17 protein-coding genes and 1 pseudogene are annotated in these 17,361 nt (G+C 34.9%); 10 read left to right on the top strand and 8 right to left on the bottom strand.

Annotation, left to right across the window (positions count from 1 at the left end; all coding sequences use genetic code 11):
• Nucleotides 1–503 (bottom strand): sugar phosphate nucleotidyltransferase (locus EO92_RS10790; protein ID WP_048171526.1); only part of this gene is annotated, 503 nt, incomplete at its 3' end.
• A gap of 299 nt (nt 504–802) precedes the next feature.
• Between EO92_RS10790 and EO92_RS17805 the strand changes: the two genes are divergently transcribed.
• Nucleotides 803–1,012 (top strand): hypothetical protein, encoded by a 210-nt coding sequence (locus tag EO92_RS17805; RefSeq protein ID WP_156161327.1) that lies wholly within the window; start codon nt 803–805, stop codon nt 1,010–1,012.
• A 129-nt stretch (nt 1,013–1,141) separates the two neighbouring features.
• On the opposite strand, the gene EO92_RS10785 is transcribed toward EO92_RS17805, so the two are convergent.
• Together EO92_RS10785 and EO92_RS17190 are read right to left on the bottom strand one after the other, a co-directional pair.
• Nucleotides 1,142–2,353 (bottom strand): hypothetical protein, encoded by a 1,212-nt coding sequence (locus tag EO92_RS10785; protein ID WP_048171516.1) that lies wholly within the window; start codon nt 2,351–2,353, stop codon nt 1,142–1,144.
• Nucleotides 2,354–2,682: 329 nt separating this feature from the next.
• Nucleotides 2,683–2,814: a hypothetical protein gene (locus EO92_RS17190; RefSeq protein ID WP_255350344.1), complete on the bottom strand. Its 132-nt coding sequence runs from the start codon at nt 2,812–2,814 to the stop codon at nt 2,683–2,685.
• 118 nt (nt 2,815–2,932) lie between these two features.
• Between EO92_RS17190 and EO92_RS10780 the strand changes: the two are divergent.
• Nucleotides 2,933–3,507: pseudogene (locus EO92_RS10780) on the top strand (transposase); the annotation flags it as partial.
• On the opposite strand, the gene EO92_RS18980 reads toward EO92_RS10780, so the two are convergent.
• The gene (locus tag EO92_RS18980) at nt 3,492–3,539 is read right to left on the bottom strand and encodes a hypothetical protein (protein ID WP_369793146.1); all 48 of its coding nucleotides are present in this window, start codon (nt 3,537–3,539) and stop codon (nt 3,492–3,494) included. The pseudogene EO92_RS10780 and the gene EO92_RS18980 overlap by 16 nt on opposite strands.
• A 396-nt stretch (nt 3,540–3,935) precedes the next feature.
• On the opposite strand from EO92_RS18980, the gene EO92_RS10775 reads away from it, so the two are divergent.
• From EO92_RS10775 to EO92_RS17790, 8 genes are all read left to right on the top strand, one after another.
• Nucleotides 3,936–4,898, top strand: a complete 963-nt coding sequence (locus EO92_RS10775) for a glycosyltransferase family 2 protein (RefSeq protein ID WP_082107596.1) — start codon at nt 3,936–3,938, stop codon at nt 4,896–4,898.
• Nucleotides 4,899–5,027: 129 nt separating this feature from the next.
• On the top strand, nt 5,028–5,933 hold the full coding sequence (locus tag EO92_RS10770; protein ID WP_082108041.1) for a polysaccharide deacetylase family protein: 906 nt from the start codon (nt 5,028–5,030) through the stop codon (nt 5,931–5,933).
• The gene (locus EO92_RS10765; RefSeq protein WP_048161754.1) at nt 5,930–7,003 is read left to right on the top strand and encodes a DUF354 domain-containing protein; all 1,074 of its coding nucleotides are present in this window, start codon (nt 5,930–5,932) and stop codon (nt 7,001–7,003) included. Before EO92_RS10770 ends, EO92_RS10765 begins: the two co-directional genes overlap by 4 nt.
• 6 nt (nt 7,004–7,009) lie before the next feature.
• Nucleotides 7,010–7,459 carry a hypothetical protein gene (locus EO92_RS17795; RefSeq protein WP_200896767.1) on the top strand — a complete coding sequence of 150 codons (450 nt, stop codon included), beginning with the start codon at nt 7,010–7,012 and terminating at the stop codon, nt 7,457–7,459.
• Nucleotides 7,393–7,614 (top strand): DUF354 domain-containing protein, encoded by a 222-nt coding sequence (locus EO92_RS18975; RefSeq protein WP_048161756.1) that lies wholly within the window; start codon nt 7,393–7,395, stop codon nt 7,612–7,614. The genes EO92_RS17795 and EO92_RS18975 overlap by 67 nt, the downstream gene beginning before the upstream one ends.
• A 91-nt stretch (nt 7,615–7,705) precedes the next feature.
• Nucleotides 7,706–8,761, top strand: a complete 1,056-nt coding sequence (locus tag EO92_RS16720) for a glycosyltransferase family 4 protein (RefSeq protein WP_162197469.1) — start codon at nt 7,706–7,708, stop codon at nt 8,759–8,761.
• 1,383 nt (nt 8,762–10,144) lie between these two features.
• Nucleotides 10,145–11,053, top strand: coding sequence for a hypothetical protein (locus EO92_RS18590; RefSeq protein WP_162198690.1), 909 nt, complete (start codon nt 10,145–10,147; stop codon nt 11,051–11,053).
• Nucleotides 11,054–11,887: 834 nt separating this feature from the next.
• Nucleotides 11,888–12,046 (top strand): hypothetical protein, encoded by a 159-nt coding sequence (locus EO92_RS17790; protein WP_156161256.1) that lies wholly within the window; start codon nt 11,888–11,890, stop codon nt 12,044–12,046.
• A 31-nt stretch (nt 12,047–12,077) separates the two neighbouring features.
• On the opposite strand, the gene EO92_RS10740 is transcribed toward EO92_RS17790, so the two are convergent.
• The 4 genes from EO92_RS10740 to EO92_RS10725 form a co-directional block, all read right to left on the bottom strand.
• Nucleotides 12,078–13,019 (bottom strand): glycosyltransferase family 2 protein, encoded by a 942-nt coding sequence (locus EO92_RS10740; RefSeq protein ID WP_052734336.1) that lies wholly within the window; start codon nt 13,017–13,019, stop codon nt 12,078–12,080.
• Nucleotides 13,020–13,059: 40 nt separating this feature from the next.
• Nucleotides 13,060–14,283, bottom strand: coding sequence for a polysaccharide pyruvyl transferase family protein (locus tag EO92_RS10735; RefSeq protein ID WP_048161761.1), 1,224 nt, complete (start codon nt 14,281–14,283; stop codon nt 13,060–13,062).
• Complete coding sequence (locus EO92_RS10730; protein ID WP_048171514.1) at nt 14,276–15,676, bottom strand: Coenzyme F420 hydrogenase/dehydrogenase, beta subunit C-terminal domain; 1,401 nt, start codon at nt 15,674–15,676, stop codon at nt 14,276–14,278. Before EO92_RS10730 ends, EO92_RS10735 begins: the two co-directional genes overlap by 8 nt.
• A 371-nt stretch (nt 15,677–16,047) precedes the next feature.
• The gene (locus tag EO92_RS10725) at nt 16,048–17,358 is read right to left on the bottom strand and encodes a phenylacetate--CoA ligase family protein (protein ID WP_048171512.1); all 1,311 of its coding nucleotides are present in this window, start codon (nt 17,356–17,358) and stop codon (nt 16,048–16,050) included.
• Nucleotides 17,359–17,361: the final 3 nt, after the last annotated feature.

Raw genomic sequence — 17,361 nt, 5'->3', positions numbered from 1 at the left:
GCGATGGTTGACCTGCCGTATTTTTCAAAGTTCTCGATAAGCTGGGCAGTGCAGGGTTTGTCGTTGACTATGATATCGTCTCCGAGAAGCACTGCAAAAGGCTCATCTCCGATATGGTTTTCTGCCCTTAGAACCGCATCTCCCAGGCCATTTGGCTCTTTCTGGCGGATGTAGTGGATATCCACAAGGGAGGAGATGTTCCTCACCAGCTTCAGCATGTCGGTCTGGTGTTTTTTCGCAAGGTGCATCTCCAGTTCAGGAGAATCGTCGAAGTAGTCTTCAATGGCCCTCTTGCCTCTTCCCGTGATGATAATTATGTCCTCGATCCCTGAGGCTATGGCCTCCTCCACGACATACTGGATGACGGGCGTATCGATGATCGGGAGCATTTCCTTTGGCATGGACTTGGTGGCAGGCAGGAAACGGGTTCCGAGACCTGCTGCAGGGATAACTGCTTTTTTTACTTTCAAGATGGACACTCCAGAAGAAGGGAAAAATTTCATTTGAGTAATTTCAGATATGTGTTGTTTACCTTGCACTCAATTCTCATTAATTTTTCCCTCTCCTGGGAAAGGTTAGTCTATCAGTAAGAAATTGATATTTTCAAGATACTCACATACTCGTATTCTGATTTTCATGTTCGACTCTGCGTACATTTTGCTCCGATATGATGTAAGCTTAGAAAACAAATTAGTAAGAGTTTTTGAAGGTTAAATATCAACCAGCAAATTGTGCGACAAGAAGATATATTATAGAGACGATCCTGAAACTGATATTATGTTAGAATTATAAATTTAACTGAATGTCAATTTTTGAAATTGATGGCGTTCTATGGAAATCCATAGACCCTTATCTTCCCCCACATAAACCGCATACAGAAAGGCCTCCAAGCATAAGGAAGTTAATAGACGTTCCGATAAAAAAGGGAAAACATCGATTATGTGGCTACAAGAGAGTAACAGGAGTAAAATTAAGCGTTTTAGTAGATTTAGAGGGTATAAGATACAGCTGAAATCCGAAAATACAATAGAAGAAGAAGAAGATAAAGTCCAATATTCCAGTAAATAAAAGGAGTCAGAAGAAAAAGAAAAAAGAAAGACCAATAAAGGTAAATCAGAAAGAATTGAGCTGATCCCAAAACTCAAAATTGCTTTTCTGAATCTCGAATTTGGAATGAACTTTGAACCTTCCATCCCCTGGCAGTTAAATTATTTGCATGAGCTATTCCTGTAGTTGATGGTGCAGCATTTCCAGTTAAATCTAAAGACCCACCATTAGTATTATAAGAATCCAGTGTTTGGAGTACCCCGTCTACTGCTGTTTGATTTAATAAATTGTTACTAGCATTTAAATTAATCAAACCAGGATCATTGGAAATATCTAAACTTGTGAGGTCATTATTATAAATATTCACAGTACCTTTTATACCAGCAGGGAAACAACCAGAAAAATTAGCAGCATTATAATGATTATTGGCTGATAGAACGCTTTTCAAATGTGTTGAAGTCAGGTGCAGAGCACCGCTTTGATTACCGTTCCATATATAAAAGTCTTTGAGAAGTGGAAACTGATTGACCGGGAAGGTGCTGGTCATCTGCGGGTTATCTCTAACACATATATGCCATATCTGAGCTCCTGTAGTACCCCAATTTATTGTATATGTTGAACTTCTCTGAGATGCTCCACGAAGATCAGCCAGAGAAGGAGCTTCTGAGAGATCAAGATAAGAAATGTTGCAATTTTCAAGACAAAGCCTGGTCAGAGATGGAACGTTACGGAGTCTGATGGTAGCCAGTGATGTACAATAAAAACACTCAATCGTATGCAGTGCCGTGAAGTTATTGAAATCCAGCGCAGTTATTGGATTATAACTCGAAGCCCATACCTGGAGGTATGGCGCAACATTTTCTAAACCAGTAACAGCTATTACATTCTGTTTTTTTACATTTTCTATTGTACTGGAACCTGGAGTTACTCCACCATCTGAACCATCATAACCTATATTGATTTTAGTTACTGCACTCCATGGAGTTACTACCAAAGTGTTTGCTCTTGTTCCCTTTGAACCAAAATTTACAGAAGGAGACGGAGAATCAGATGTTGAACCGTCACCAAATACCCATTGAATTTTAGGATTACCCGTAACTGTGATAATTGGTGAAAATGATGAATCAGTAGTAACAAACGTAATATTTGCTTCAGGTGTTGGAGGTATCACCTTTGCATTTGGACTGGAGCTTGAATTGTTCTTATCCGAGTCTGAACTCGTACATCCCAGAGTAGAAACAACTAAAATAATAATGGCTAACAATCCTACAAATTTAATCCCAGAAATTCTATTGAGGAATCGCATAACAGACCCCCTCTGGTTTTCTTTTTATTATTTTTGGCTCTTCGCTGTTTTGTAAAGATGGAAAATAATTTCCCAGTTAAAAAGAGACAAAACCAACAACAAAAAGCCATATTTTGACTGATAGTGTTTTGTCTACCGGCGTAAAATACGATATTTATTTGGTGTGATAATAGTATAAAATTACGGAGGAATATGTGTTTAGAACCTATAATCACCATTGCATATAGCCTGTATCGGCAGGCAGACATTAAAATGTAAGAATTTACCATCCTGACATATGCCAGATTTAGCCTATATTTAAAGTTTATTCATCAGCACAGATTAATTTATCAATTTTCATCGCTATTGATGTTGTTTTCAGATTTATGCAATTCCCGATATTGTTCTACGACTCCCCTACTTATACCCGTTGCATATGATATATCTTCTACATTCATTCTTTTTCCAATGAGCATTTTCACTTTTCCATAGATGGAGTCGTAAAAGTAGCTAATGGTCAGCCATCATAAAAATTTCAGCGCAAAATTTTGCACTTCATAAATATCCTCGGCAGTGTAGCGAAAGTTCTGTAAAATATGATTGACTCTGTATCCTTTTCCTTTCACCACAAAAAAGAGGATGCAGAGTCAATGGTTAATTTATTCCCACTCATAAAAGATTATCTTGTCGATCAGGAAGATGGAATTCGCCAGTTAATTACCTGGTTTTTAAACCTCGTAATGGAGGAGGAAGCCCTCCTCCAAGCTGGTGCACAACGTTATGAGAGGACAGATTCACGTAAAGCCAGTAGAAACGGCTACAAACCTCGAATTCTCCTGACCAAGCATGGGAAACTCGAATTGTTAAAACCTCAATTCCATGAGTTTCCCTTTGAAACTCAGGTGTTTGATAAGTATTCGAGAGTTGAAAAGGCCATCTTAGCCGCCGTAGCGGAATCTTACCTGCAGGGAGTTTCCACCCAAAGGGTGGAAAAGATCATGACTGCTTTAGGAGTAGGTGAAATCTCAGCTTCTTCTGTTTCCAGAATTACCAAAGAACTGGATGAAAAGGTTGAAGAATTTCTCTCAAAGCGAATTGAACATGAAATTCCTTACTTGCTTATCGATGCTACTTATTTCAAGGTAAGAGATGGTCTTCATTATGAAAACAAAGCTCCCTGTTCATAAGCTTCGTTAAATAACCTTATTGCTCTTGCTTTTTCTATATCAGTTCAAATACTTATAGTCCTACTTTTAATTTCCTAATCCATTATATAGATTAGTATATTAAATAACGAATACCTTTTGAGATATATTATTGATAAAACAACTGATAAGAAGTTGTGTGGGGTCACAAGGGCTCCTTTTTGAGGGGGAAAAATTGGGAAATGTATCTGAGGTGTAGTTGTTACTTTCAAGAATTTTAACGAAGAGGTTTAGATTCGGAATTGTTTGATTTTCCTGCTGCCTGTCATTGATTGTTCAGCAATATATGAATAAACAGTCTATAATTACAAAAAGAGAATAAATTTAGAAGGGGGGGTTAGACGTTCACATATAGTATCTCGTCCAATGATTCCTTTTTTCCAATAGAGGAATCGAAAGTGAATAGCGAACTGCTTCTGAGCAAGAGTTCCCAATGCATCACGCAGGAGGATACTTCCTTCGCAAGGGAAACGGTCCCCCAGAAAATAACCGTGATCCTTCCAGCCTTCAATGAGGAAATATCCATAGGAAGCGTTGTCCTGCTGGCGAGACAGTATGCCGACAGGGTGATCGTGGTAGATGATGGCAGCTCTGACCGCACAGCCGAGATCGCGGAGAAAGTCGGTGCCGAAGTGATTGTGCACTCCCTCAACAGTGGAAAAGGCATGGCCCTCAAGACCGGTTTTGAAGCCGCTGAAGGCTCCGACGTCATTGTAACTATGGACTCGGACGGCCAGCACAACCCTTCAGACATTCCAAAACTCGTATCTCCTATCCTGGAGGACGTTGCAGACATGGTAAACGGCAGCCGCTACCTCAACGGAAACAGAAAAAACACTCCTTCCTACCGACGCGTAGGTCAGACCATCCTGGACAAAGCTACGAACATGAACTCCGGCATCCAGGTAACCGATTCCCAGAGCGGTTTTCGCGCCTTTGCTGGGCACACCAAAGACATCTTCCGCTTCAACTCAAAAGGCATGGCAATAGAAAGCGAAATGCTATCAGATGCAGGAAAGGCGGGGTTAAGGATCAAAGAGGTGGAGATAGGAGTAAGGTACGATGTGGGCCGTTCGACGGAGAATCCAATAAGGCATGGATTGATGGTTCTTTTAAAAATTCTAACAGATATGGAGTTTAACAGGCCTCTGTATTATTTTACAATTCCCGGATTTGTTCTTGGAACATCTGGGTTATACATGGGCCTCAGTTTTCTGCAGACCTTTTATCTTGGTGGGAATTTGCATTTCGGGCCAACTATTCTGATGATTTTGCTAACTTTAGTCGGGACGTTTATGGTGTTTACGGGGATTATGCTGCATTCGATTGCAGGCATACTCAGGGAGTCTATAAAAAGTTAATATTTTTACTCATTTTTTTGGAGTCGAATTAGTGTACGAAGCAATATACAACGCTATCCAAGATAGTCTGCTACATATCAAGGGCATAGATGCAATAGTAAAAAATTAATTATGTTAGGGGTATTTACAATGAAAAATGCACTGGTTATAGATCTTGAGCATTGGTACTCTAATGAGTTTCTTACAAAATATCTCCCATCTGAAAAAGTAGATCAAGATCTTGAAGCCGTAAAGCCGATTATTGATTTGTTAGAAAAATATAATGTAAGTGCAACTTTTGCTGTCCTTGGTACTTATGCTAAAAGAAATCCTGAGTTAATAAAGAAAATCCATGATAAAGGACATGAAATTCAATCACATTGTTATTCGCATAAAACTCTCAAGGAATTGGGAAAAGACGCGTTTGAGGACGAAATTAAAAGATCAGTTGATCTTCTGGAATCAATTACTGGTGAAAAACCAGTTGGCTTTCGTGCACCCAGCTTCTCAATAGATAATTCTACTAAGTGGGCTTTTGAAATTCTGGAAAAATACGGATTCAAATATGATTCCAGCATATTCCCTATCAAAACAATGTTATATGGTGAACCCAAGGCACCTGTAAATATTTACAAACCTTGTAAAGAGGATATTACGAAATATGACTCTAAAGGTAAAATCATTGAATTCCCAATGACGGTTTTAAAAATTGGTATAAATATTCCTATTGCAGGGGGTTTCTATCTTCGTATCTTTCCACTTTGGTTTCTTAAGTTAGGGATCAGGCATGTAAATAAAAAGAGGCCAGTGATAATTTATATCCATCCCTGGGAAACATATCCAAATACTCCCAGGTTTAAATTGCCTCTATTTTCCAGATTTGTGGCTTACTATGGAATTAATTCATCTCTCTCTAAATTTGAGGCATTGTTAAACGAATTTGAATTTTCTACAATAAACGATGTTTTGGATGATTATAGTTGTTTGTCTGATTCATCGGTCAAATCCCAAAATCTTATGCATGAGAATTATTCATCCGATGCGGTGGGAAAATGACTAACATCTGGATTGACATCATAAATCCATCTCATGCACTTTTTTTTAACTCGATACTGAGAGGATTATCAGATCATAAGGTAATTATTACGATAAGAGATCGAGCCGAAACTGTTGAGCTGTGCAAATCTTTTGGAATAGATGGTAGAGTGATAGGAGCTGACCACCCTCATCCTTTAAAGAAGACTTTATACGCTGTATCTAGAACATTGAATCTCGCGGTTTCTGCACCCGCATTTGATGTATCTATATCTTTTGAAAATCCAATTTCAGAAGCGGTTTCAAAAATACGCCGAAAAACATCCATTTTATTTTGCGATAATGACTTGAAATTTTCGCAGAAAAAATTATTTGTTCAAGATTTGGAGTCGAAAGTAAAAAGCATTGCTGATTACGTTATTATTCCTCAGGTATGTTTTGAGAATTTTTGTAAAATATTTGATGATAATAAGTTGATAACTTATGATGGGTGTAAAGAAGATATTTATATTGCAGATTATAAGCCCGATCCGAATTTCCTGAATAAGGTGCCTTTTGAAAATTTTGTGGTGGTGCGCCCAGAAGCATTAGCATCCTTTTATGTCAAAGAAAATAAAAGCATTGTTCATGATCTTTTGAAAGCCTTTGAAAAAGAAAATATCAATGTTATCTATCTCCCGAGGGAAAAAGGGGATCTAAGTTATGCGAAAGGATGCAAATTTTATAAACCCGAAAGGGCATTGAATGGACTCGATCTCTGTTACTATGCAGATGCCGTTTTAACAGGTTCTGGGACGCTTGCAAGGGAAGCAGCCTGCATGGGCACGACTTCGGTTTCTTTCTTCCCAAGCTCTAAATTACTTTCAGTTGATCAGTATTTTGTAGATGAGGGGAAAGTCCTTCATTCAAGAGACGTAGATGAAATCATAGATCATGTCTTAAATAGGTCTAAGAATTCTAAACTCAGGGATATTCGCCGACGTGGAACCGTCAAAAAAGAAGTGGTGACTTCAATTAGGGATATTGGCCGTTGTGGGATAGTCAAAAAAGAAGTAATGACTTCAGTCTGTCGGATCTTAAACGAAATGTGATTTTCAATGGTTTCTATTGATTATCTTGCTTATGGTTTTAAGCGGTTATTCCGCAAACCAATTTTAGAAGTTATACATTTTGGATTTTATAACAGTAGATTAATTCCTATTCATGTGCATAATAAGCTGATGCTGAAAAGAAAAGGTGACTTGAGAATCAGTGATTATGAATTTGCAATAAATATTTTGGGTTTGAATTTGTCAGATAACTCTGGTATCTACGAATCTGTGTATCAGTACACTCTGACAAAGGATAAAAATAGTTTCTTCTTTGATTCAGATAGCACTCTATTAAAAGAAGATTACCTTTCAAATTATTCACTTGACCTTTGTTATTACGCAGACGCAGTTTTAACAGGTTCTGGACGCTTGCAAGGGAAGCAGCCTGCATGGGTACTACCTCGGTTTCTTTCTTTCCGAGCTCTAAATTGCTTTCAGTTGATCAATATTTCGTAGATAAAGATAAGGTTTTACATTCTAGAGATGTTGATGAAATTGTAGATAATACCCTTAATGGTACAAAGGAGAGAACTAAGCTTGACCTTAGTAATAGTAAGAAGGTAAAGACGCAAGTAACCTCAAATGTAAAGCGAATTTTGGATAATTTTTGATCCCGAATAATAGTAATTTACAAAACTAATAGGTCTTGATACCATGCCGAAGAAAATAAGAATTCTTATAATCGGGCCACAACCTCCTAGTGTGGGAGGGATTGCTTCCTATATTCGTGATTTTACCTATAATGTTAAAAATATTTATAACTATAGAACATTATTTATCACTATTTCTATTATAAAATCGATGTCTATAAAGGCCTTATGCTTTAAAATTTATTCAATATTGTTTAATATTCTTAAAATCATATCTTTTAGTATAAAACATAGTTATGATATTACACACATACATACTTCTTCTAAATTTTCATTTATTGAAAACTCGGTGTATATTTTTTTCTTAAAAGCATTTTCTCGCCGTCCAGTTGTGTTACATATTCATGCTCCAGATTTTGACAGTTTTTTAAGTAACTCAAACTGTATCCGATTTGCACTTATTAAGCATACTCTAAATTCATGTGATTCCATTATTGTTCTTTCAAGCTATTGGAAAGAAATTATTAGTGAAGTAACTAGTGAACACAAGAGTATATTTATAGTTCCTAACGCTGCAGATGTAAGTTCTTTAGAAGAAACTAAAATGGCCAGTAGAAAAAGGCTTAATCTACCAGAAAATACGAAAATTTTATTCAGCGTTGGTAACCTTGAAGAAAGAAAAGGTTATTCCTATTTAATTGAGGCTATGTCTATAGTTTGTAACGAACGAGAGGATGTTTGCTGTATAATTGGCGGTAATGGCTCTGTAAAACCCTCACTTGAGTTAAAAGTGAGTGATTTAAATTTAGACAACCACATCAAATTTATAGGATTTATTCCAGATGAAATGATCAAGTTTTGGTTCAATGCTTGTGATATTTTTGTCTTACCTAGTTTAGCAGAGGGCTCTCCAATAGTAATGTTTGAAACTTTAAACTTTGGAAAGCCTTTTGTTGGAACAACTGTCGGGGGCATTCCCGAAATAATAACTTCAGAAGACTACGGCTTGCTTGTAAAACCTAGAGACTCAAAAGATCTCTCTCAAAAAATACTTTACGCTCTTGATAAAGAATGGGATCGTGAATTGATAATTAGTTATTCGAGACAGTTTAATTGGGCTAACATATGTAAAAGAGTTATTGAGGATGTTTATCTAAAATTAGTATAATTAATATTGAAATACTACTTTACGGACTCAGTACCAAAATCCAGTGATGAATGTAAAATTAAAAATCACTAGATTTTGGAACAGAGTCACTTTACGTTAATATTTATGTAATGTATTTTTTGATATACTTGCGCAGTTCGAATATATTGGTTGAGAGGTTATTTTAGTATTCTGTAGAATTATCCCGTATCTCAGTTTTAGACTAGTGTCGCATCAGCAGTAAACTGTCGTATAAAATCAATTACAGCTGTTTGGAATCATTCAATCCTTGAGGATTGACGCAACACTAGAATCCATGATCAGATTTTCTATTTGGAGCTGCTATATATGAGTTCATTTCATGATTTTACTCCTTTCTTAATAATAATTACATTATTAATTTGTATTGTATTAGGTAAAGGTGTCACTAAAAAAGACCTCTTTACAATAGATGGTATATTCGCCTTCCTTGGATGTATATTCGGCGTCTTTATGACGATTATCAACTTAAAATACGTAAGTAATGAACTTTTTTTGTTGAGTCCATTAATCGGTATTACATGTATTCTTTATTTAAGGTTCAGGGGAATTATCCTTTCTAATAATTTAAACTTGGATGTCACATTAAGTGATAGTATCTTAAAATCTATCAAAATTCTTTACTGGTGCTTTTTTAGTCTTGCTTTGATAAGTTATGTAGAATCTCCTATCTACCACAGATCTCTTCTATTTTTTGTATTTGTTTCCGTATGTATATCGTTAATTGGTATACTTTCAATATACTCCAATAAGCCTACGAAAATTGATATATTCAATATATTTATAAAAGTTTTTTTAATCTCTTTAGTATTAAGTGCAAGCAGTTTTTTTATTTCTTCTTATCCAGTAGGATCTGATCCTTGGGCACATTTTGAATATATTAAAGATTTTTTGCATTTTAATCATTTAGTTAATACTACAAAGGTATCGGAGTATTATCTGAACTATCCAATATCACATCTGTTTTCAGTTATTTTTTCTCTGATTGTCAATCTTGATGCAAGATTTTCCTTTTATATGATTGGAATAATTCTTATACTGAGCACACCGTTTACATACCTTTTTGTAAAAGAGGTATGTAACAATTCAAACATCGCATTATTTTCAGTACTGTTAATAAGCTTTGCAAGCTTCCACATTCGCTGGACTATCATAGTCATTGCAATGAGTTTTGGGCTTGCAATCTATTCAATTATAATTTATTTGATAATAAAAAGCCATTCGACAAACGGAAACAATAAAATAAAGTATCAATTATTATTAGTTTTTTTTATCTTTACTATTATATGGACACATACTATTTCCGCATTTATAGCATTGATTACAGTTATATGTTTATACCTGTCATCTTTAATCAGTCAAAAAATGTTTAATTTAAAAGTCGGTGAAAAATTATCAAGCTTAACGCTTTGTCTTGTTATGGTTGTTACATTAATTTTCCATTGGATGGATCAAGAATATTCTTTTTTTGATCTAATAGTTATTAGGCTTTCGAATTCATTATTAGCTGAAGTAGAATTCTTAGATTTATCTATCTCTTCCAATATTATTGAACGTTATGGGATGCTATTACTTACTTTTGGTTTTCTGATATACACTTTTTTTGGCATTATAGGAAGCTTCTACACAATCTCAAAGTCTCATTTTTCGCCTGCAAAAATATCATTGCTCTTTACAGCTCTTATATTATATACTATTAGATATATTTTCCCTATATTTGGACTGGAAAATATTATTCCAGATCGATGGCCTGCATTTATTTATGTTATTTTTGTATTATTTATCTCTATTGGCTTTTTCATAACTATATCTTTTATTAAAAATCCTAAGAAGCAAATATCTTTTATTTTTATAATTTTGTTTGTTGCTTCATTTTTTATGATTACAAACAACGAAACGAATTTAGATTCTCCAGTATATGGAGAGGATGTAATCCAGCGATTAGTCTGGACAGATTCTGAGATGGCTTTGTTTACACACGTAAATGAATCATATAATAATGTAATTGTTGCAGATGGGCAAACTAAAGGTCGACCTTTTGGGACTTATCTATATAGAGACCAACACAAGCTGGCTGTCTACCCATCAAACGCGAAAGGAGAAATTAACTGGAATCTCATGAACGATAAACTGATTATCTGGCGGAAAACAAGTTTAACAAGACCATTAACTTGCTCTTCGGTAGATATAATTCTTGGGCACGACTTTGAAACAACATTATATAATAATTTTAGCTGCGTCTATAATACTGGTGAAGCAAAGGCATTTGTTTAGTCCTAAGGTAATTTTATATAGAGTTCAATGGCTCAGTATATTACAACACATCAATGGCTAAAATTGTATTTGGCTTTAAAGGAGAAGTATGGACAAATAAACGAATGATCGCTACTGATGTTCTATGCGTCTGTAGAATATCGATATGTGCGAAGAAAAATAAAAGATTTAGACTCAGCTTTCAAAGAAACGCGATTTTTGCCTCTATTCGCTTCCAAAATCAGTAGCAAGAAGCAACATTCAAAAGTAGAATTTGTATTACCTAGTTATTCAAATAACTTTAAAAACCCTACTGCAACTGTTTTTGCCCAATATATATTTATAAATGTATAGCCTAAGCTAATAATGCAATTCCCATAAAACAACACTCCTTTGAGGAAATTACTATCGATCATATATATTTATTTGCTCATAAAGATCCGCTTAGCTACAATATTTATGAACATGGCAACTTTGTAACAAAACACCTGAATCAATGACTGATCATTTGTGAGGTCAACAAAAATGAGTAATAAGGTGCTGAAAAATCAAACATTTCCGAAAACTGATTTCAGGAAATACTTGTTATATCTGTAAAAACGTTATTGATAGGATTATTCTTTTCTTAGTAATACACAAACAAAGCCATAAGAGATCGGAAAATCATGCATCTTTGAAAGCCAAGTCTGAGAATTAGTGGATACTATCAAAATTGTAGATACAATTTAAAATTTTATGCAGACTTCTATGTTAGTTATGAATTTTCATTTTTTCAAATTAGATTGCATCTCAGCAAGGCGTTTCTTGTAACTTTGCACTGTCTGAGTTATAGAAATCTGTCAAAGTTAGGATCTAATGAAGGAAACAGAGATTATCAAGGACTATACAGTAGAGAGTTTACTCATGGAACTTGAAAAAATCAAGAAGATAGAGCTGGAAAATGGAGAGTCAATAGTTACAGACCTCACAAGGAAGCAAAAAGATATTATGGAAAAATTGAATTTATGCGCCTAAAAAAGCGGAAGTAAGGTTATAATATTATTACTCATCTGCGTAAACGTGTACAACTTGGAGTTTCTCTAAATCTTTTATAATGTTTTTGCATAAATCGTTTAGCATGCCAAAGAAAATTAGGCATGACATATTTAAACTCGCATTTTCTAAATAGCATCATGGATTGATTATAATTCCCCGATAATACATTATGTATTGCAAATTCAAATTCAAGGTTTCCAACGTACAATTTTAAATCTTTTATTTGTTCTTGGTTGACATTTCTATTTATTATTTGTAATCTCGCTATTTCTATGAAAGGAATTTCTTGAGCTAATCTTTTTCTACCACAAGATCTATTAGTGGCATCTAGATAATATATCGATCCAACAGTAGAACTATATGCAATGTGATATTTTAGAGCGATTTTTCCCCATACATCTTGATCTTCACCTTTCCACAATCCTGGCTGAAACATCCCAATCTCAAAAAGTATTTTTTTGGGGATTGCAACTGAAGATGCAGAAACAGGGAGGCTTCTTTTTGAAACAATAGAGAAATAGTTCTCTATTATTCCTTCCCAAGAAGCAGAAGGAATTCCATGGTGTTTAGGAGTTATAACTTTATTTGAATCAAACCATGAGTACGCGGTGGCATATATTCCTGCTTTTGGATACTTTTGTCTTAAATTTATTATTGTTTCAAGAAAAGTAGGCATCCATTCATCATCTGCGTCCAAAAACGCAATTATATCTGATTTCGCCTCTTCAATTCCTTTATTCCTTGCTGCGGAAACTCCTGCATTTTCTTGCTGGATTAATCTAACTCTACAGTCTAGAAAACTTTTAACAACGCCGGCACTTTTGTCTGTTGAGCCGTCATCTACTATTATCACCTCAAATTCTTGGAAGGTCTGGTTGAGAACAGAGTTTATCGCTCGGTCTATGTAAGGTTCTTTGTTGTATAGGGGAATAACTACTGAGATAAGCGGCATTTTTTATGCTCCCTTTTTTAATTTTTGTCATGCAGCAAAATTACCCTGTAATTTTCATAAGAGTTTTACCAGCTAAAAGAGCTTCATTTTCAATCTTTGGGATAACTGCCTTCAATTCGGCTCTAATTTCGTTCCCTTTCTCCAGCATTGATTCGATTTTTTCAGCCACAATTTCCGGATTTAGTTTTTCAGGATTCAAACAATAATCTTCATGCCCGAATATATCCCTATTAATTCCTTTTGCTTTAATACTGTAGGCAAAACTTAATGTTGGAACATAAGACGAAAGGGCAGCAATTGTTGAGTGAGTCCTTGCCCCCGCAAAAAGTTTCATCTTGCTAATTATCCACTTTGTTTCTGAAGCATTATATGTTGGCGGAAGTAAAATTATTTTCTCTTCTGAAGTTTTTATCCTTTCCTTGACTTCTTTTAAAAACAAATAATCATTTGAATCTGGTAAAGTTACATGTGGAATTAAATATATTTTATTGTCAGTTCTTTTTGCAATTTCTTCTACAATAGTGGATGCTTTGTTAATCCATAATTCCATATTTCCATTGCTGAGATATCTTGCCATCAAGGAACTTAGATTTATTCCAATGGAATCCTCTTCAATTTCTATCTTTTTATTGGATTGAGGTTCTGTTGGATCCATTAAAAATGCTGGATCTGCAACTTTATACACATTATCTGTTATTCCAATTTTATCCAGATATTCTATCGTGGCTGGCTCTCTTGCAAAAATTCCTGTTACATTCTGAAGGTGTTTTTTTATATATTTTTCATATTCAGGTATTTTTTCAAAAGGTCCTACAGATGCACCCCAGATAATTAATGGTTTTTTGCGTTCCAAAACAACATCGTCTAAATATGTAAATAATCTGGGAATACCATAATCTAAAGAGTAATTATCTCCACCAACAGATAATACTGAGTTTGAATTTTCGATGTATGGGATCATTTCTTTATACATCCAGTTTTTATACAATTCTGGATAAAGTCTTCTGAATGGTAACCTAAGAAGCCAATTTGGGTCAAACTTACTCTGGCGTTTATTGGCTTTCTTATGTACAATTGCCGGGTCAAATTCTTCTCTACGTTGTTTTTCGAATTGCTCCTGATTTTGGAAAAAGCTTACACACAAAAATGAAGGGTCCTTATAGTAATGCCTTAGTATCTTCGCGGTTCCCCTTACAATCGCTTCACAGCCTCGGTTATCATATGGGCCATTTCCTGCCAGAATAAAAGTTGGGTTTTCACTCATTTTTCTTCCCCTCTACTTTGCTTATTTTTTTAATTAACCGGATTGGGAGCGCAAATTTCCCAAGCAATCTAAGCTGCCGGATCTGGTTGATGTATGGGTTCATCCCAGCTCTGAAAGTTTTTATGTCAAGCGCGTGATCCTTATAACATCCCAAAAAAAGCTGTTTGCTTTCTTCTTGCATTTTTGCTTTGAGCTTAATTTCTCTTCTTTTCAGAATTCCTATATCCTTACTTGCATTCACTCTTTTTTCAGGAGTTTTTAGTCCTTTTTGCTCTGCCAGGTACAAACGATAAGAAAGCTGTTTCCTTTTAAGTTCGATTACTCCCGCCTGGCTCTGTATCACTTTTTCAACTGAAATTTTACTGACATTAATTTCCGCTTTTTCTATTCCTTCCTGGATAATATTCAGAACTTTAGGTGATCTCACAAGCACTATATTTGTGCCTCTGCTGTCTTTAGAATATTCTGGAAGCCAAGCATCCATAAATGTAACATCTGCAAGTTCCGCAAACACATCATCACAATAATTGCACGCATTAGGGGTAAACCATCTGTTTACCCATGCTTCAGATACTCCTTCATTCCAGAATATCTTATTTTGTGATCCATGTTCATCGGTGAATTGATAATAATAATTACTCGCGGGTTTTTCAGGACTTTTTCCTCTATAATAAACACTTTGAATTTTTTTAAAGCCATCATTGCCTGCTATCGCTGCGATATATTTTGTATAGTTTTTGCTTTTCATTTGGCCACAAACGAGACCTATTGTGAAAACAATCCTTTCTCTTAGCTTTCTGTTTTTCTGGGTAGCTAGCCTGATAGCTTTTATAAAGCAGGGTAAACCAGAAACAGCATAGCGGCCTGGGACTTTTAGAACTTTGTGTATTACTTCTGACATTTCAACAGGGTAATATACCGATCCAGAGGATTTTAAAACAGAAATTACATCACTAAAAGTTTCAAATTTAAACAACTGGTCTGGGTTATGTTGCGGACTAACACAAATAACATAATCTACAACATTATTTTTTAGTAATGTTGTTAGAATCCATGTTACTATTCCTCCAGAGGAGCTGCTCTGTCTGAAATTAGGGGCGTAACCTACATAAGAGTCCAAATAATATCCCGTTTCAAACAAATAATTTATTCCATCTATGTTACCATAGAGTTTTGTCCCAATATCTGTTTCATTTTCATTTCCATCACTAAATGGACATACTTTTAGGCATAAACCACATTCATTTAAACAATTTTGTTCTTGAACTGGCGTATACTCTCCATAATTATTGAATTGAATACCAAGAGCTTTTTGCGGGCATACACCTGTACATGTTCCGCACCCTATGCACAAGTCACTGTCAACAATCTTTTCAATAACATTGGATCTCAATTTATAATGCTCCTGGGGAATATTTTATATATTTATCAAATGCTTCTGTGGAAATTTACTTTAAACAGGTTTTATAGAATATATTGCATAAATCATATAATACTCCAAAAAACAGTTTTATCCGTCTCGCCTTTATTCAGTACTTCACCAACTGGATCGAGAAATCAGTTAGTTTCATTACGATTTCAAAATACTGTTCGGTTAAATGTTTGAAATCGTAAGGGGGATAGATAATTTTCTAATCCAGTTGGTGAAGTACTGTTTATTATATGATTTTTTAAAATATAGGCTTAGGTTATTCGCTATTTCTAATGGGCAATCTAGAGTTACTTTCTAAATATAGTGCAACATATATAATTTTGAGTTCTATATTAAATCCTTGAAACCACAGCTCGCAGTTTTCCTGATTTATCTCCTATTATATCTTCTACAATTTGAGATTCGATATTTAGTTCATTCCCTAATACTTTATGAAGTGCACGTGCCAATTCTTTGTGAATTGTGGATTCATCAAAATCCTGTTCTTTTACAATATTGACTAAAATTGTATCTTTTTTCTCTTGAATGGCTTGAAACTCAGATACGCCGGGGACATTTTTAATTGTTACCGTTACAATTCTCGGAGAAACAATCTGATTGTTTGGTAATTTTATGAAATCGTCTTCCCTTCCTTCCACGCTTTTCATCAAATATCCCCCCATCCCACATGAGCATTCTTCTTTTAATGGAATAGCAATATCCCCAACTTCATACCTTATTCTAGGCATTCCAAATGCATTTAAATTCGTAGCGATTACTTTACCTCTTTCTCCTTCACAAACACTTTCTCCACTTTCATCTATAAACTCTAAAAGTACAGTATCCATGTTTATGTGATAGCCACTATGTTTACTGCATTCCCATGCCATACAGCCTGTTTCCCAAGCCCCGTAAACATCATAGATTTCACTGTTAAAAACTGAAGTTATATAATTACGACATTCTTCCGTAAGTACTTCGGAGGCTGTAAAGACTAGTCGGGGAGATATTTTTTCTATACTTCTTTCTTTTACCTCTTTTGCCAATACTTTTATAGCGGATGGATATCCCCATATTACGTCGGGATTTATCGTTTTTAATAATTCAATCTGATTATGTATAGGCTCGGTTAAATATATTAAAGATGTATTTTGGTCACTCAGTTTTCCATGAAGTTTTTTTATATATTTTACGGCATATTTTTCATTATTACTTTTTTGTTTGGCACTCTTAAGAATTAGAAATTTGTCGTGCGATGGATTATATCCATTTACCCTCCGGACTCTTTCGTAACTTGCCCAAGCATAAAGTCCATCTTCTACAGTACAGGTTAATTCCAAAGGAACTCCCGTAGACCCACTTGTTTTACATTTCATACAATTTTTCAATTTTATATTGTTTGCAATGACATCATTTTTTGGATCTCTCAAGTCCTTTCTTGTAGTGATTGGAATTTTAGATATGTCTTTGTAACTTTTAATATCTTCAGGTTTCAATCCAGCAGATCTAAAAAGTCGGTGGTAATATGGTACATTCTGATATGCATGATTTAATATCACTCTAAATTTTTGCAGTTGTAATTCTTCTAATTCGGAAGTTTTGGCCCATATATTTTTTTGAAGGGTTTTTTGGATTTTTTGACGCTTGATTAAACTTTCAAACATAAT

Source organism: Methanosarcina sp. 2.H.A.1B.4, from assembly GCF_000979385.1.
Taxonomy (GTDB): Archaea; Halobacteriota; Methanosarcinia; order Methanosarcinales; family Methanosarcinaceae; genus Methanosarcina.
Note: the sequence above shows the minus strand (reverse complement) of the source record. Positions and strands in the feature narration are given on the sequence as shown.

What these genes read in the sequence shown, in the direction of transcription:
- EO92_RS17805 (WP_156161327.1), top strand. Translation starts at nt 803, where the DNA reads ATGTCAATTTTTGAAATTGATGGCGTTCTATGGAAATCCATAGACCCT.
- EO92_RS18590 (WP_162198690.1), top strand. Translation starts at nt 10,145, where the DNA reads ATGTTTAATTTAAAAGTCGGTGAAAAATTATCAAGCTTAACGCTTTGT.
- EO92_RS18975 (WP_048161756.1), top strand. Translation starts at nt 7,393, where the DNA reads ATGGGTACTACCTCGGTTTCTTTCTTTCCGAGCTCTAAATTGCTTTCA.
- EO92_RS10740 (WP_052734336.1), bottom strand. Translation starts at nt 13,019, where the DNA reads ATGCCGCTTATCTCAGTAGTTATTCCCCTATACAACAAAGAACCTTAC.
- EO92_RS10765 (WP_048161754.1), top strand. Translation starts at nt 5,930, where the DNA reads ATGACTAACATCTGGATTGACATCATAAATCCATCTCATGCACTTTTT.
- EO92_RS10770 (WP_082108041.1), top strand. Translation starts at nt 5,028, where the DNA reads ATGAAAAATGCACTGGTTATAGATCTTGAGCATTGGTACTCTAATGAG.
- EO92_RS10725 (WP_048171512.1), bottom strand. Translation starts at nt 17,358, where the DNA reads ATGTTTGAAAGTTTAATCAAGCGTCAAAAAATCCAAAAAACCCTTCAA.
- EO92_RS10735 (WP_048161761.1), bottom strand. Translation starts at nt 14,283, where the DNA reads ATGAGTGAAAACCCAACTTTTATTCTGGCAGGAAATGGCCCATATGAT.
- EO92_RS17790 (WP_156161256.1), top strand. Translation starts at nt 11,888, where the DNA reads ATGAAGGAAACAGAGATTATCAAGGACTATACAGTAGAGAGTTTACTC.
- EO92_RS17795 (WP_200896767.1), top strand. Translation starts at nt 7,010, where the DNA reads ATGGTTTCTATTGATTATCTTGCTTATGGTTTTAAGCGGTTATTCCGC.
- EO92_RS10785 (WP_048171516.1), bottom strand. Translation starts at nt 2,353, where the DNA reads ATGCGATTCCTCAATAGAATTTCTGGGATTAAATTTGTAGGATTGTTA.